The sequence below is a fragment of the Acinetobacter sp. YH16040_T genome, assembly GCF_024605785.1.
In the GTDB taxonomy this organism is placed as follows: Bacteria; Pseudomonadota; Gammaproteobacteria; order Pseudomonadales; family Moraxellaceae; genus Acinetobacter; species Acinetobacter amyesii.
Map to the genome: position 1 here is coordinate 3,419,451 of NZ_CP094541.1, position 13,754 is coordinate 3,433,204.

Sequence of the window (13,754 nt, forward strand, 5' to 3'; positions counted from 1 at the left end):
TAAGGTTTTTTTTGAATTTGCTTATTTATATTATTAATATATTAATTGGTAAAAAAAAGCAGGCCAAAGCCTGCTTTTAATTCAATAACTTAACTAAAAATTCAAGAATTTATTAGTCGGTAAAAGTTACTTTTGCGATCGCTTTTTTGCTCGCTTGGATAATCAAAGTTTTGTTTTCTGACACAGCATAACCTGCATCAACCACTTCCCAATCCACTTTCACCGCGCCACGACCAATTGCATCTTTTGCTTGAGCAGCATTTTTAGTCAAACCCGCTTCACGCAAAATAGAAGTAATGAAAATCTCACCACCAAATGCACCACGAGAAATCGTCACTTCTGGTGTACCTTCTGGAAGTTCGCCTTCAGTAATCAAGTTACCTGCACCTTTGTGTGCATTTGCCGCAGCTTCTGCGCCATGGAAACGCTCAACCAATTCAAGTGCAAGAATTTTCTTCACTTCTTGTGGATTACGGCCTTCAGCCACTTCTTTGAGCAACTGTTGAATTTCTTCAATCGATTTAAAGCTCAACAAGTCAAAGTAACGTTCGATCAAATCATCTGGCATTGACAGCACTTTTTGGTACATCGCACCCGGTGCATCAAATACAGCAATATAGTTACCCAAAGATTTAGACATTTTATTTACGCCGTCTAAACCTTCAAGAATCGGCACAGTAATGCACACTTGAGACTCTTGGTCATAACGGCTTTGTAATGTACGACCCATCAGCAAGTTAAAGGTTTGGTCTGTACCCCCCAACTCTACATCCGCTTCTAGCGCAACTGAATCATAACCTTGCACCAATGGATATAAAAACTCGTGAATCGCAATCGGTTGATGGCTGTTATAACGTTTAGTGAAGTCATCACGTTCCAACATACGTGCCACAGTTTGCTGTGAAGCCAACTGAATCAAGTCAGCAGCAGTTTTTTGACCAAACCACTCTGAGTTAAACACAACTTTAGTTTTCGCTGGATCTAAGATCTTAAATACTTGTTCTTGATACGTTTTAGCATTTTCTAAAACTTTTTCACGTGACAACGGTGGACGCGTAGCACTCTTACCCGTTGGGTCACCGATCATGGCTGTATAGTCACCAATCAGGAAGTAAACTTCATGACCTAAATCTTGGAAAACTTTTAATTTATTAATCAGAACCGTATGACCTAAATGTAAATCAGGTGCAGTCGGGTCAAAACCCGCTTTAATTTTTAATGGGCGATTCTGCTTTAATTTCTTAAGAAGATCTTCTTCAGAAATAATCTCATGTGTGCCTCGTTGGATGAGGGCAAGTTGTTCTTCAGCCGGCAGGAAATTTGACATCACAAAATCCAAATAGATCAGTTATACAATTTGTGCGATATACTAACACTTTTTCAGCACATTGCAGGCTTAAGAATCATCATGACAGCGATCTACATTGGGGTAATGACCGGCACAAGCATGGATGGTGTCGATATTGTTGCTGCTTCTTTTGATCCTTTAGAGATTCATGCGACGCTCACACTTCCCTTTGACCCAGACCTTCGTGATGAACTGATGGCGCTCACTTTGCCTGATGATAACGAAATTGATCGCATGGGTAAGGCAGACGTTGCATTAGCTCAAATGATCGGTCATGGCATCAACGAATTGATCGAGAAAAATCAGCTAGATCGTAGTCAAATCAAGGCTATTGGCTCACATGGACAAACCATTCGCCACCGTCCTGAACATGGTTTTACCCTGCAAATTGGCGACCCCAATATTATTACCGAACTCACTAAAATCCCTGTGATTTCAGACTTTCGCCGCCGCGATATGGCTGCGGGTGGTCAAGGCGCACCTTTAGTTCCTGCGTTCCATCAAGCGCTTTTCCAACATGACACCATTCACCGTGTGATTTTAAACTTGGGCGGCATCGCCAATGTCAGTATGTTACCTGCAGGCAAACCTGAAAATGTCTATGGCTTTGATACAGGCCCTGCCAACATTTTAATGGATGCATGGTGCGAACGTTATACTGGTCAACCGTATGATGAAAATGGCAACTGGGCGGCTTATGGTCAGCCTATTCGCAGCCTGCTCGACCGCTTACAAGCGCATGAGTTTTTCTCTAAAGAACCGCCAAAAAGTACAGGTCGTGAAGACTTCAATCTAGAATGGTTAGATGAACAGATTCTCGATTGGCGTGGAGATCTCGAATATGACGAACTCGAAGATACGCCAGAAAACATTCAAGCAACCTTAATGAAACTCACCACACGTGCCATTAAAAAAGCCATTTACCGTTCTGATATGGATACTGGTGAAGTCTATGTCTGTGGTGGTGGTGCATACAATTCGCACCTTTTAGAACAACTGCGCTGGCGTCTACGTAAACATGAATGGACGGTGCAAAGTACCGCAGATTTAGGCTTAAGCCCAACATGGGTGGAAGCCACAGCCTTTGCTTGGTTGGCGATGCGCTTTGTCAATCAGCTTAGTGCAAATTTACCAAGTGTGACGGGTGCTGCTGGTTATCGTATCTTAGGTACAATCACTGCGGTTTAAGAGTCAAAAACATATAAAAAAGGTCTGCAATTGCAGACCTTTTTATTATTGATGAATTAACGCATCATATTTTTCGCATTTTCATTGCGAAATGCGCGTAAAATCTGTTGCCCTGCACGTCCTGTTGGACTTAAACCCAGTCGATTTTGCTCTTGTCGAATAGCTTGACGGGTTTTATCTCCAATTAATCCATCCACTTTACCAATGTCATAGCCACGGTTAAGTAAAAACTGTTGAATCTCTCGTCGTTCCGCACGTGAAGTCCCAGGATCATCGGTTGGCCATGTCGTACTAAAGCCACCCTTGCCTTGCAAGCGATCGGATAAATGCGCAATCGCTAATGCATAACTCTCTGCCGCATTATAGCTGTAGATTGCATCGAAATTTTTAAACACTAAGAACACAGGCCCACTTGCCCCAACCGGTGCCATTAAACCTGCTTGGCTCGATCCAGAAAGGTTACCTTGAATTAACGGCGTACCATCGGCACGCTGCAAACCACGATTCATCCAGCTGTCTAATGACTTTTTATTACGGCGACTTTCACCACTGATCGACATTCCTTCGGGAATTTTTACTTCAAAGCCCCACGGCTGACCAGTTTGCCAACCACGCTTTTTCAGGAAATTCGCAGTTGAAGCCAACGCATCTGTGGTGCTCGATACCAAATCACGGCGGCTATCACCATCAAAATCCACGGCCAGCTCTTCATAAGTGCTCGGCATAAATTGGGTATGACCAAATGCACCTGCCCACGAACCTTTCAATTGTGATTCATTTAAATCACCACGCTGCAAAATCCGCATGGCAGCAAAAAACTCACCACGGAAATAGCTTTGACGGCGGCCTTCACAACTTAAAGTGCCCAATGACTGTAATAAAGGATAGCTACCCGCAATATCACCAAAATTACTCTCCACACCCCAAACCGCAACCACGGTTTCAGCAGGTACACCATAAGCCGCTGCGACACGGTTTAATACATCACGATGCTGTGCCAATTTCTGCCGACCCAATTGTACACGCTCTTCATCCACCAGACCGGACAAATAGTCCCAAATCGGAGTTGAAAACTCAGGCTGATAGTTGAGCTTTTCAATCACAGAATAATCAGGTGTTAAATTTTGTGTATAGCGATCATAAGTGGACGCACTCACGCCAGCATTCATTGCTTGCGAGCGCAAATTGGCTAAACAGCCTTGAAAGTTATTTTGTGGTGAAATGCTGCTTGTTGCAGGCATGCTCGACGCATTGACAGACTGACCATTAATAATCAACTCGGCATTTGCCTGAGTTATTGCCAAAAAAGCAGTCCCGAAAACAAATCCTAAGTGATGCTTCATACCCTTGATCTTTTTTTGAATTTAAATTGTTGCTTTAACAATAGCAGCTCAAAGCAAAAGTTAAAGGTTCAAAACGTAAATTTAAATTCATAATTTCTACTTATTTAAATTCATTTTTTAAATTTAAATTCAAAAGCAGTTACCCACAACCCAACTTTAAATTCATTACAATCCAAACAGCGATTTAAATTCAAAACTTTTAAATTTAAAAATAAATTACGTGCATAAAAAGTTATCCACAAATTTAAAATGGCGTGAAAATTAATTTTTATTGTTAATAATCAAAATATTATAGGTTTTAAATACACTCTCTATAGATCCAATAATTCTACGCAACTTTTAAATTCAAATTTTTTAAATTTAAACACAGCGAAATGAATTCATTTTTTCAAATTTAAATTCATAAACTTTGAATTCATTGTTTTTGGTATAGGATTTTTTGAATTCAAATTCATAGTTTAAATTTAAAAACACAGTTCGAATTCAAAACGCATTAGTTATTTTTGATTTTGATTCACATACATCGCAGGCCATTGATACAGAAAAAACCATACGAAGATTAGCGCAGAATATTTATAAACGAACGAACACTTTATGATCAATAGTTTCTTATCGTTTCACCGATAAACGGTGTGATTTTGCAAAGAGGCGCAATGATGCCCGAACTACAGCAATAAAAAAAGCGGCCATGTGCATGACCGCTTTTTTATCATTCAAACTCAGGTTTAAATGGTCATATCTTCGCTAAGTGCCAATGGATTCGGCAAAATTTTCGCCAAAGCACGACATAAAGCTGTTAATTCAGCGGTATCGTTCGGCATTAAAGTGATGTGACCAATTTTGCGACCTTCACGCTCTGTTTTGTTATACAGATGCAAATGCGCGCCATTCAGTGCCAATACATCTTCAGATTTCGGATGTTGACCAATGATGTTTACCATGACCGTTGGACGAACAACTTCAGTCGAACCCAAAGGTAGACCTGCTACAGCACGAATGTGGTTTTCAAACTGTGAACACACTGCGCCTTCAATCGACCAATGCCCAGAGTTATGCACACGTGGCGCCATCTCATTGGCATATAAGCCTTTATCTGTCACAAACAGCTCTAGCGTCAAAACACCGACATAATTCAAATGATTGAGCAGGCGAGTAATGTAGTCTTGCGCAACTGGTTGTAAGTCTGCGCTGTTTGGCGCAGGCACAATCGAATGCGACAAAATGCCGTTGTGGTGGTGGTTTTCCGCCAATGGCCATGTTTTCACATCACCGTCTTGACCACGCACCGCAATGATTGAGACTTCACGTGAGAAGGTTACAAAGCTTTCCGCAATCAATTCACCAGCAGGGCCCAGTTCAGCCCATGCTTGATCCATTTGATCAGCGCTACGTAGCACAAATTGACCTTTACCGTCATAACCGCCACGCGATGTTTTCAGCACGATCGGTAAGCCCAGCTCCGCAACAGCAGTTTCTAAGCTCTCTAAAGACGTTACGGCCTTATACGGTGCAACGGGAATGGCCAACTCATCAAACAAGGCTTTTTCAGACAAACGATGCTGTGCAACCGCTAAAGCTTGACGCGGCGGGTGCAGTGCTTTGTTCTTGGTCAGCACATCAACATCTGCCAGCGGAGTATTTTCAAACTCTAAGCTGAAAACATCTGCGCTCTGAATGAAATCTTGCAAACCATTTTCAGCTTGAGTCGAAATCACTGGACCCAGCGCTGCAGAAGGGCAGTCGGTACTCGCTTCAAAGAAGGTGCATTGAATGTTTAAAGGCAATGCCGCTTGCGCCATCATGCGACCAAGCTGGCCACCACCAAAAATACCAATGGTTTTATCCATGAGAAATGCCCCTTAATTAAGCTTGACCCGGAATATTTTTACTCGCCACTTTATCGGTTTGCGCAGCACGGAAATCTGCAACATTTTTTGCGATTTCAGGCCGTGTTAAACCTAAAATTTGTGCAGCCATGATCGCCGCATTGGTTGCACCCGCTGGGCCAATGGCCAAAGTACCGACAGCAATCCCTGCAGGCATTTGTACAATTGAAAGCAGTGAATCAACACCATTTAGAATCGATGATTTTACCGGTACGCCGAGTACAGGCAAATCAGTCTTGGCTGCACACATGCCTGGCAAATGTGCTGCGCCGCCAGCACCGGCAATAATTACTTGAATACCACGATCACGTGCGGTTTCGGCATATTCGAATAATCGATCTGGAGTTCGGTGTGCAGATACTACTTCCGCTTCAAATGGGACGCCAAGCTGTTTGAGCATATTGGCAGTGTTTTCTAGCGTTGCCCAATCCGATTGAGAACCCATGATAATTCCAACGAGAGGAGTGTCTTGTGAAGCGGCCGCATTCATTGCAATGTTTCCAGAGATTAAAGTAAGAGAGAGTAAATCTCGACTAGAGCCAAGCTTTAATAAGAGCCCCGTATTATAGACTGAAAATTCATCTCATTGACATCCTCACCCCCTTAAAAGAGGATGATTCCTACAGCTAGACGCTTATGCCCAAGCGCAAGAATGTTTAGAGCTGAGTTTATATCTCGATCATGAGCTGTACCACAGCTCATGCACTCCCATTCTCTTATTCCAAGATCTGTCTTACCTTTTGGACTACTTGAGGTGATCTCACCGCAGCACGAACAGATTTGGGTGGTATAGGCTTCTTGGACTTCTTCAAACAATACGCCTGCGTTCTCGCACTTATACTTGAGCATTGTTTTTAGTGCAGAAAATCCTGTATCCAAAACAGATTTTGCCATTTTGGTTTTTACTAATTTTTTAGCACTCAAGTCACCTACAATAATCAATGCATTTTCATTCACAAGCTTGGTGCTTGCTTTATGCAAATGATCTTTTCGACTATTTGCAATCTTGGCGTGTAATGCACGAACACGCTTCTTATTCCTGGCTCTCTGAGCAATACCTAATTTCTGCTCATATTTTCGATAGAATTTTGGATTTGAAATTACAGTGCCATCAGAACAGGTGGCAATATCTTTTAAGCCTAGATCAATACCAATCGCTTTGGTTGCTGTCGATTTATCTTGCTTAGGCGATTCAACAACAAGACATACATACCAACGCCCACGGCTATCCTCTACAAATGAACCTGTTTTTAACGTGTATTTGCTTAAACCGTAGCTATCCCAAAGCTTAAATTGGTGTTTTCCATACTGGACATATCCATTGGCATATTTGATAGCCACCTTTTTAAAGGGAACCCATCCCAAAGAGCGCCTTGCTGATTTTTTATTGCTGACACGCCATTTCAGCTTTGCCTTTTTAAATTGCTTTCTTCGGGTGACTAATTCTTCAGTTACAGCCTGAATGGTTTGACTATGTAAATTACATTCTTTGGATGTGCCTTTCGTATATTTGGCAATATCAAAAGCAGAGAGAAATTCACCTTTCCGCTTCAAATGCCTAAACCCTAAATCATTGACATAATTCCAGACGAAGTTCACTTCTGATGCTAGTTGGTCTAACACCTTGCAATGTTTGTCTTTTATACGTAATTTAAGGGTTTTCATGTACTTATATTAACAATCAAAACTCAAGGAAAATAGTCCTTAGTTAAATCAAACGACACTTCATGTCGTGTCGCTTATATCTCTGACCTGAAGGACTGAGTTTTAAGCTCCATTTGATAAAATTTAACGGTTGTCTTTAAAGAGAAAACTCCATAATATTTTTATAAAATTATTTTTATTTTTTTCAATTTTATAAAAACTTTTATTAAATCAATATTTATAAGACACTTTAAAGATGAAACAGATCTTCATCCTGCTCACTCTAGCCCTAAGCTCTCAAAGTTTTGCCCAACTCGTTCAACTCAATACAAGCCAATTTGAAAAAGACTTTAACCTCTTATAGCAACAAAAAGGCTATAACGGCCAAATTAAGAGTAATGGCTACATCCACGAAAAATTTTTAGTCACCGGAAAATCGATCATTGATGAACGTGAGCCGGTCAAGATGACAGGCTATTACAAAGCAGATGATGGCCATGATAACATGTATTCAATTTCAGAATATCGTGTGTATTGTGATGACCAAAGCTTTGGTTTTGCACTCATGGACTTTGAAGCAGACGGTCAAAGACTGTACTAACCAATGAGAGTGATTATACCTTTGACTATGAAGATCCCACTCCACGAGACCGTGAGTTTAGTAAAGTCCTCAAAAATGCCTGCAAACACGCCTCACTTAAATGATCAGCCCCATGCGGTATTGAATCAATTAAGCACTGCGAAATACAAAATAGACACATCCAAAAAGGCATAAACCTGCCAACAAATAGTCCAACTTAAAGGGTTGTTTAAAAAGGAAAATCATAAATGGAACAAAGACCAAGAGCGTCACGACTTCTTGTGTGATTTTCATTTGGCCCAATGACCACCCATGTTTGGCCAACAGTCGCGTTGCTGGAATCATAAAACTGTATTCGAGTAACGCGATCGCCCATCCAAATAAAATCGCTTGCCAAAGCGGTGCATCATGTAAAAACTTCAAATGCCCATACCAGGCCAAAGTCATAAAACAGTTGGAAATAATCAATAAAAACAGGGCAAGGGACATAAGCAATCAAGATCGCAAAAAATTGCGCATATTGTACGTTTTTTATCATGATTTCGCGCCTATTTTCCGTGTTTTTATCCTCAAGAAAATTGCGTACATTTGATCAGTTACGAGCTCAATCTTTTTGCACGATCTCATACAAAAAAATCTATCTTTTCGCTAAGACCCTTGCTATGGTTGCTCTCAAATGAAATTAACCTTTTCAACCAAATCTATAATGACAACACCACAATAACAAAGTGATGTGTCGATAAAAGCAGTGGAGTTAGAACGAATGCATCTGCATATCTTGGGTATTTGTGGCACCTTTATGGGTTCATTGGCGCTCTTGGCGCGTGATTTAGGACATAAGGTGACGGGTTCAGACCAAAACGTTTACCCACCAATGTCTACCCAATTGGAAAATGCAGGCATTACCTTAATGCAAGGCTATGACCGTAGCCACCTTCAACCACACCCAGATCTCGTGATTGTCGGCAATGCCATGAAACGTGGCATTGATGCTGTGGAATACATGCTGAACGAAGGCCTGCCTTATATTTCTGGCCCACAGTTCCTAGCGGATCACGTCCTACAAGGCAAACATGTCTTAGGTGTTGCAGGCACTCATGGTAAAACGACAACAACGACCATGCTCGCTTGGGTGCTCGATCAAGCCGGTTTAAACCCAGGCTTCTTGATTGGCGGCGTACCTTTAGGCTTTAGTGAAAGCGCACGTTTAGGCGGTGGTCAATATTTCTGTGTAGAAGCCGATGAATACGATTCAGCATTCTTCGACAAACGCTCTAAGTTTGTACATTACCATCCTAAAACAGCGATTTTAAATAACCTTGAATTTGACCATGCCGATATCTTCGATGATTTGGCTGCGATTCAAAAGCAATTCCATCATCTAGTGCGTACTATTCCAAGTGAAGGCCGTATCATTGCGCCCATCACAGAGACAAATATTGATGAAGTCTTGGAAATGGGTTGCTGGACACCTGTGGTGCGAACATCTTTAGATGCCAATGACCAATCTGAACTGTATGCAGAGCAATTGTCTGCTGACGGTTCACATTTCAAAGTACTGCAACATGGTGTCGTGAAAGGCGAAGTCAAATGGAATATGACTGGGCAACACAGTGTAGCCAATGCTTTGGCAACCATTGCTGCGGCTGAACATGTCGGTGTTTCGATTGAAACGGCGTGTGAAGCACTTTCAAACTTTGGCGGTGTCAAACGTCGTATGGAGCTTTTGGGCACAGTCCGTGGCATTGAAGTGTATGACGACTTTGCACATCACCCAACGGCGATTGATACCACGTTAGAAGGTGCGCGTAAGCGTCTGGGTCAACGTAAACTTTGGGCAGTAATCGAGCCACGTTCTAATACCATGCGCATGGGTAGCCATAAAGATGGCCTTGCACATTCTGCACGCTTAGCGGATGAAGTGATTTGGTATCAACCTGAAGGTTTGGATTGGGATCTACAGCCTGTGATTGAAGCTGCTGCGAATAAAGCCGTCGTGGCGCGTTCACTGGATGACATCATTCAAACTATCGTAAATGAGGCAGGCGAGGGCGATGCCGTGGTGATTATGTCGAATGGCGGTTTTGGTGGTTTACATCAGAAGTTGATCAGTGCATTAAAAGCCTAAACCCACTAGATAAAATAAAAATAGCCCGCGAAGCGGGCTTTTTTTATTTTATTCACACTCAGCTTAAAAATAATGCTGATAGCCTCGGTTTTTATAGCCTGAATCCAGCTTAACCGGCTGTTCAACATTTTCTAATCTTAACAAGGTCGTTAAAAGCGCCTGAATTTGTTCTAGATTGAGCACGTCGGGTTGAAAGCTTGAATGTCCAAAGCGCTGAAACAAACTAGCAATTTCACTATGTCGGTTGACATATTTCATCGACCATTTTGAAAAATCGATTTGATCAATATTTTGATCAGGATAACGCACAATATCCCGATGGCGAGTATCTTTCGCAATATGCTGAAAAAGCTGTTCGAGAGCCGCTTGCTCACCTTGCAGGCATTGGAAGAACCGACCTTCGGCATAGTACAGCACGCCAAAAATACGCTGTTCAGTATTAAAGCTGCGGGCTCTCACCAAAATATCACTTAAATCTTGTATTAAATCAAATTGTTGTTCTACACGTGTACTGGCATAACAGAGTTGTATCATTGTGTTTATTCTTAAAGTATTTGCACGATTTTAACGTAGAAAGCGCTACAGGATGAGTAAATATTTGTATATTTTTTAATCAAATGTGCTTTTTAACTTACAACAGAAAACCAAGATCACGTATACCGATATCACCTTCATTTTTTTAAACTCATACATATTAAAACAATGAAATTATTTCCATTTGAAGATGAATAAAGAGGCCTACCATGCTCAAGAATTTACTCATTTTTTTATCGATCACTTGTGTATATTTTGCTGCCTTGATCATACTGAATAATTTTGGCGTTTCAGATTTTTTAAATGTCGTTATTTGCTCATTTATTTTAGGAATAACACTGCGCACCGTGATTCCTCACTATCTTATTTATTTACTAATGATGATGACCATTGGCAGTATTTATTTTGTACTGAATGACTTTGAATTATTAAATATCATGTGTTTAAGCTTGGTTTTAGGAATATTGATCTGCTCGATTTTGTTCCAATTGTGGCCACATATCGTCAAAACACCATCAACGCTGTTGAAACTCAAACTCAATTGAGCACCACTCATTTTTTAAACTTTCATACAGATAAAAACGCCCGCATCGCGGGCTTTTTTAGGCTTGAACATCGGCTAATGTCTGGTCTCGACGAAACATCACCTCTACATAAGAACAGGTTGGAATAATTTTTAAGTGTTTCTCACGAGCGAACTCCACCAAATGATCCAATAACACACGAGCAACCCCTTGCCCACGTAAGGAATCATCTACCCACGTGTGATTTGCCACAATAGTGTGTTCATCACGCCATAGATAACTCATTTCTGCAAGGCGTACACCCTCAGCATTTAACTGAAAAAATTCACCTTTTTGACCATTATCTTGATGTTGCATAGTCACTGTTTTTTCTTCCTTTTTATGAAAAAATACACCGTGTAACAAACGAGAAAGTGATTGGTACAGAACTTAAACGACCTATATTCAACTGTAGGTGATAATAAATCCGTACACCTTTCACATTAATTAAAAAACAATTAAATCACACTTGCCGGATATTTTTATTGTGGACCTTTATCTCGTCGCTATCTTTGTATTGCTCATTGCTGCAGCATGCTTGGTTGTATCGCTGTATAAATCACGATCTTAATTCAACTTCACAACTAGATTTCAAATAAAACAGCCTGATTGCAATACCATCAGGCTGTTTTTTTTATTTATCCAAATGATTAATTCACATCACGCTATACAATTTAGCGTATTAGCGCAGAACATCACGAATCGATTCATCTTTATCAAATACAGATTTTGCAAAAGGGCAGAGCGGAATAATTTTCACGTTCTTTTCCCGAGCAAAATTCACTGCTGCATCGAGGAGATGTCGTCCAACACCTTGTCCTCGCAAGCTATCACTGACATCGGTATGATCAATAATAAATTTATCATCGCCTGCCCATGAGTAAGTCATCTCTGCCAAACGCTCCCCATCTTGCTCAACAAAGAAAGCTCCTTTTTTTTGATCATCATCTTGTTGTACAAACATCTTAAATTTCCTCCATTTTTTTATAAATTGGCATGTAATGCAGGTCAACTCTGTTGTTTTTGTATTAATTTAAACCGCATGTACAGGGCTTAAATCGGTTCCTGCTTGTGTATAGAGCATAGTAAAATATGCCACTTTTTTTATTTGAAGACACTCATGTCTGCCTCTCCCTCCGAAACGGCTTCTTCTGGCTCTTGGACGGCTGTGATTGCTTTGGCTTTCGCAGCATTTATTTTTAATACCACTGAATTTGTACCTGTCGCGTTGCTCAGCGATATTGGCAAAACCTTTAATTTAGCCGCGACCGATGTCGGCATCATGATTACGCTCTATGCATGGGTGGTTGCGCCGATTTCTTTGCCGATCATGTTATTGACCAAAAATATTGAACGTCACTCGCTCCTGATTTCCTTATTTATGGTGTTTATTGTCAGCCATATTCTGTCGTATTTCGCATGGAGCTTTAATACTTTATTGCTCAGTCGAATTGGCATTGCTTTCTCGCATGCACTTTTTTGGTCCATTACTGCGTCGCTGGCAGTTCGTGTTGCGCCGAAAGGCAAAGAATTTCAGGCCTTGGGTCTTTTGGCCACAGGCACAGCTTTGGCAATGGTTCTCGGTATTCCGTTTGGGCGGATGGTTGGAGAAGCTTATGGTTGGCGAAATACCTTTGCTCTGATTGGCATTGGCGCCAGTATCGTTTGCCTGATTTTAGCCAAAACGCTGCCGATACTGCCGAGTTTGAACTCTGGCTCGCTGAGCAGCCTAAAACAGTTTATTCGCCGTCCAAGCTTAATGATGGTCTTTGCATTAACCATTATCGTAATTAGCGCGCAATTTACCGCATATAGCTATATCGAACCATTCTCGCTCAACATTGCTGCATTCAGCTCCATGCAAACCACCACGTTGTTATTAATCTTTGGTGCAGCAGGCTTTCTAGGTTCTTATCTCTTTGGAAAATTTGGTGGGAAATATCCCAAAGTTGCGATTCCTTTGAGTACAGCCACACTGGCTTTATCCATGCTGCTGTTGCTTCCTGTTTCTTTCAGTTTTGCAGGTGTAAGTGCAGTGTGCTTATTGTGGGGCATGAGTATCATTGGATTTAGTCTCGCATTACAGTCAAAGACACTACATCTCGCATCCGACGCCACCGATGTCGCCATGGCTATCTATTCAGGACTTTATAATGTCGGGATTGGCGGTGGTGCACTCTTGGGCGGTATCGTCAGCGTTCATTTCGGTTTGAGTTATATTGGTGTGATCGGAGGAATCATCGCCGTGATCGGCACACTTTTAGCCTTAGCGTTAGCACACCGTGGTGATTTTAACCCTCCTGTGGCACATTAAATGAATTCGCAAATTGCCGATTGCACTTTGTACTAAAAACTGTCATGCTTTGCAGCATATTTGGACAGTGTCCAAAACAAAATTTGAACAAGGGGAGTAGCCTCCTCCAAACGTAAACCTTGTTTTACGTGTCAGAATATCGTCATTACACTTTGCAAAAAGTCGGTATCTGAGCATCGCTGCTGAAAATCATTACAGTACGATGTAGGCAAGACCTTGATCATGT

The 13,754-nt window shown here is 41.4% G+C and carries 14 protein-coding genes; 5 read left to right on the forward strand and 9 right to left on the reverse strand.

Annotated features, from left to right (window positions below; genetic code table 11):
• Window positions 1-112: 112 nt before the first annotated feature.
• Window positions 113-1,345 (reverse strand): tyrosine--tRNA ligase, encoded by a 1,233-nt coding sequence (tyrS, locus tag MST16_RS16815; RefSeq protein ID WP_171262600.1) that lies wholly within the window; start codon window positions 1,343-1,345, stop codon window positions 113-115.
• A 63-nt stretch (window positions 1,346-1,408) separates the two neighbouring features.
• Here tyrS and MST16_RS16820 point away from each other — a divergent pair, with 63 nt between their 5' ends.
• On the forward strand, window positions 1,409-2,536 hold the full coding sequence (locus MST16_RS16820; RefSeq protein WP_180009616.1) for an anhydro-N-acetylmuramic acid kinase: 1,128 nt from the start codon (window positions 1,409-1,411) through the stop codon (window positions 2,534-2,536).
• A 56-nt stretch (window positions 2,537-2,592) separates the two neighbouring features.
• On the opposite strand, the gene MST16_RS16825 is transcribed toward MST16_RS16820, so the two are convergent.
• From MST16_RS16825 to MST16_RS16840, 4 genes are all read right to left on the reverse strand, one after another.
• On the reverse strand, window positions 2,593-3,879 hold the full coding sequence (locus tag MST16_RS16825) for a lytic murein transglycosylase (RefSeq protein ID WP_180009615.1): 1,287 nt from the start codon (window positions 3,877-3,879) through the stop codon (window positions 2,593-2,595).
• Between the two features lie 725 nt (window positions 3,880-4,604).
• Window positions 4,605-5,726 (reverse strand): 5-(carboxyamino)imidazole ribonucleotide synthase, encoded by a 1,122-nt coding sequence (locus MST16_RS16830; RefSeq protein ID WP_180009614.1) that lies wholly within the window; start codon window positions 5,724-5,726, stop codon window positions 4,605-4,607.
• 16 nt (window positions 5,727-5,742) lie between these two features.
• A complete protein-coding gene (purE, locus tag MST16_RS16835) occupies window positions 5,743-6,255 on the reverse strand; it encodes a 5-(carboxyamino)imidazole ribonucleotide mutase (RefSeq protein WP_078189531.1) in 513 nt (170 codons plus the stop codon).
• Between the two features lie 113 nt (window positions 6,256-6,368).
• Complete coding sequence (locus MST16_RS16840) at window positions 6,369-7,430, reverse strand: transposase (RefSeq protein WP_257245665.1); 1,062 nt, start codon at window positions 7,428-7,430, stop codon at window positions 6,369-6,371.
• A gap of 445 nt (window positions 7,431-7,875) precedes the next feature.
• On the opposite strand from MST16_RS16840, the gene MST16_RS16845 reads away from it, so the two are divergent.
• Window positions 7,876-8,010, forward strand: coding sequence for a hypothetical protein (locus MST16_RS16845; protein ID WP_257222697.1), 135 nt, complete (start codon window positions 7,876-7,878; stop codon window positions 8,008-8,010).
• A gap of 129 nt (window positions 8,011-8,139) precedes the next feature.
• Here the strand turns inward: MST16_RS16845 and MST16_RS16850 are convergent, their stop codons facing one another.
• Window positions 8,140-8,478: a DMT family protein gene (locus MST16_RS16850; RefSeq protein ID WP_180009155.1), complete on the reverse strand. Its 339-nt coding sequence runs from the start codon at window positions 8,476-8,478 to the stop codon at window positions 8,140-8,142.
• Between the two features lie 274 nt (window positions 8,479-8,752).
• Here MST16_RS16850 and mpl point away from each other — a divergent pair, with 274 nt between their 5' ends.
• Window positions 8,753-10,117 carry a UDP-N-acetylmuramate:L-alanyl-gamma-D-glutamyl-meso-diaminopimelate ligase gene (gene mpl / locus MST16_RS16855; RefSeq protein ID WP_180009153.1) on the forward strand — a complete coding sequence of 455 codons (1,365 nt, stop codon included), beginning with the start codon at window positions 8,753-8,755 and terminating at the stop codon, window positions 10,115-10,117.
• Window positions 10,118-10,180: 63 nt separating this feature from the next.
• Here mpl and MST16_RS16860 read toward each other — a convergent pair whose 3' ends face one another.
• Entirely contained in the window at window positions 10,181-10,651 is a 471-nt protein-coding gene (locus MST16_RS16860; protein WP_180009150.1) for a BLUF domain-containing protein, read from the reverse strand.
• A gap of 209 nt (window positions 10,652-10,860) precedes the next feature.
• Between MST16_RS16860 and MST16_RS16865 the strand changes: the two genes are divergently transcribed.
• Complete coding sequence (locus tag MST16_RS16865; protein ID WP_180011574.1) at window positions 10,861-11,196, forward strand: hypothetical protein; 336 nt, start codon at window positions 10,861-10,863, stop codon at window positions 11,194-11,196.
• A 57-nt stretch (window positions 11,197-11,253) separates the two neighbouring features.
• Here the strand turns inward: MST16_RS16865 and MST16_RS16870 are convergent, their stop codons facing one another.
• Window positions 11,254-11,538 carry a GNAT family N-acetyltransferase gene (locus MST16_RS16870; RefSeq protein ID WP_180009148.1) on the reverse strand — a complete coding sequence of 95 codons (285 nt, stop codon included), beginning with the start codon at window positions 11,536-11,538 and terminating at the stop codon, window positions 11,254-11,256.
• A 358-nt stretch (window positions 11,539-11,896) separates the two neighbouring features.
• Complete coding sequence (locus MST16_RS16875; protein WP_078194462.1) at window positions 11,897-12,178, reverse strand: GNAT family N-acetyltransferase; 282 nt, start codon at window positions 12,176-12,178, stop codon at window positions 11,897-11,899.
• Between the two features lie 156 nt (window positions 12,179-12,334).
• Between MST16_RS16875 and MST16_RS16880 the strand changes: the two genes are divergently transcribed.
• On the forward strand, window positions 12,335-13,528 hold the full coding sequence (locus MST16_RS16880) for a sugar transporter (protein ID WP_180009146.1): 1,194 nt from the start codon (window positions 12,335-12,337) through the stop codon (window positions 13,526-13,528).
• Window positions 13,529-13,754: the final 226 nt, after the last annotated feature.

What these genes read in the sequence shown, in the direction of transcription:
- mpl (WP_180009153.1), top strand. Translation starts at nt 8,753, where the DNA reads ATGCATCTGCATATCTTGGGTATTTGTGGCACCTTTATGGGTTCATTG.
- purE (WP_078189531.1), bottom strand. Translation starts at nt 6,255, where the DNA reads ATGAATGCGGCCGCTTCACAAGACACTCCTCTCGTTGGAATTATCATG.
- MST16_RS16880 (WP_180009146.1), top strand. Translation starts at nt 12,335, where the DNA reads ATGTCTGCCTCTCCCTCCGAAACGGCTTCTTCTGGCTCTTGGACGGCT.
- MST16_RS16820 (WP_180009616.1), top strand. Translation starts at nt 1,409, where the DNA reads ATGACAGCGATCTACATTGGGGTAATGACCGGCACAAGCATGGATGGT.
- MST16_RS16840 (WP_257245665.1), bottom strand. Translation starts at nt 7,430, where the DNA reads ATGAAAACCCTTAAATTACGTATAAAAGACAAACATTGCAAGGTGTTA.
- MST16_RS16845 (WP_257222697.1), top strand. Translation starts at nt 7,876, where the DNA reads ATGACAGGCTATTACAAAGCAGATGATGGCCATGATAACATGTATTCA.
- MST16_RS16850 (WP_180009155.1), bottom strand. Translation starts at nt 8,478, where the DNA reads ATGTCCCTTGCCCTGTTTTTATTGATTATTTCCAACTGTTTTATGACT.
- MST16_RS16875 (WP_078194462.1), bottom strand. Translation starts at nt 12,178, where the DNA reads ATGTTTGTACAACAAGATGATGATCAAAAAAAAGGAGCTTTCTTTGTT.
- MST16_RS16825 (WP_180009615.1), bottom strand. Translation starts at nt 3,879, where the DNA reads ATGAAGCATCACTTAGGATTTGTTTTCGGGACTGCTTTTTTGGCAATA.
- MST16_RS16830 (WP_180009614.1), bottom strand. Translation starts at nt 5,726, where the DNA reads ATGGATAAAACCATTGGTATTTTTGGTGGTGGCCAGCTTGGTCGCATG.
- MST16_RS16860 (WP_180009150.1), bottom strand. Translation starts at nt 10,651, where the DNA reads ATGATACAACTCTGTTATGCCAGTACACGTGTAGAACAACAATTTGAT.
- MST16_RS16865 (WP_180011574.1), top strand. Translation starts at nt 10,861, where the DNA reads ATGCTCAAGAATTTACTCATTTTTTTATCGATCACTTGTGTATATTTT.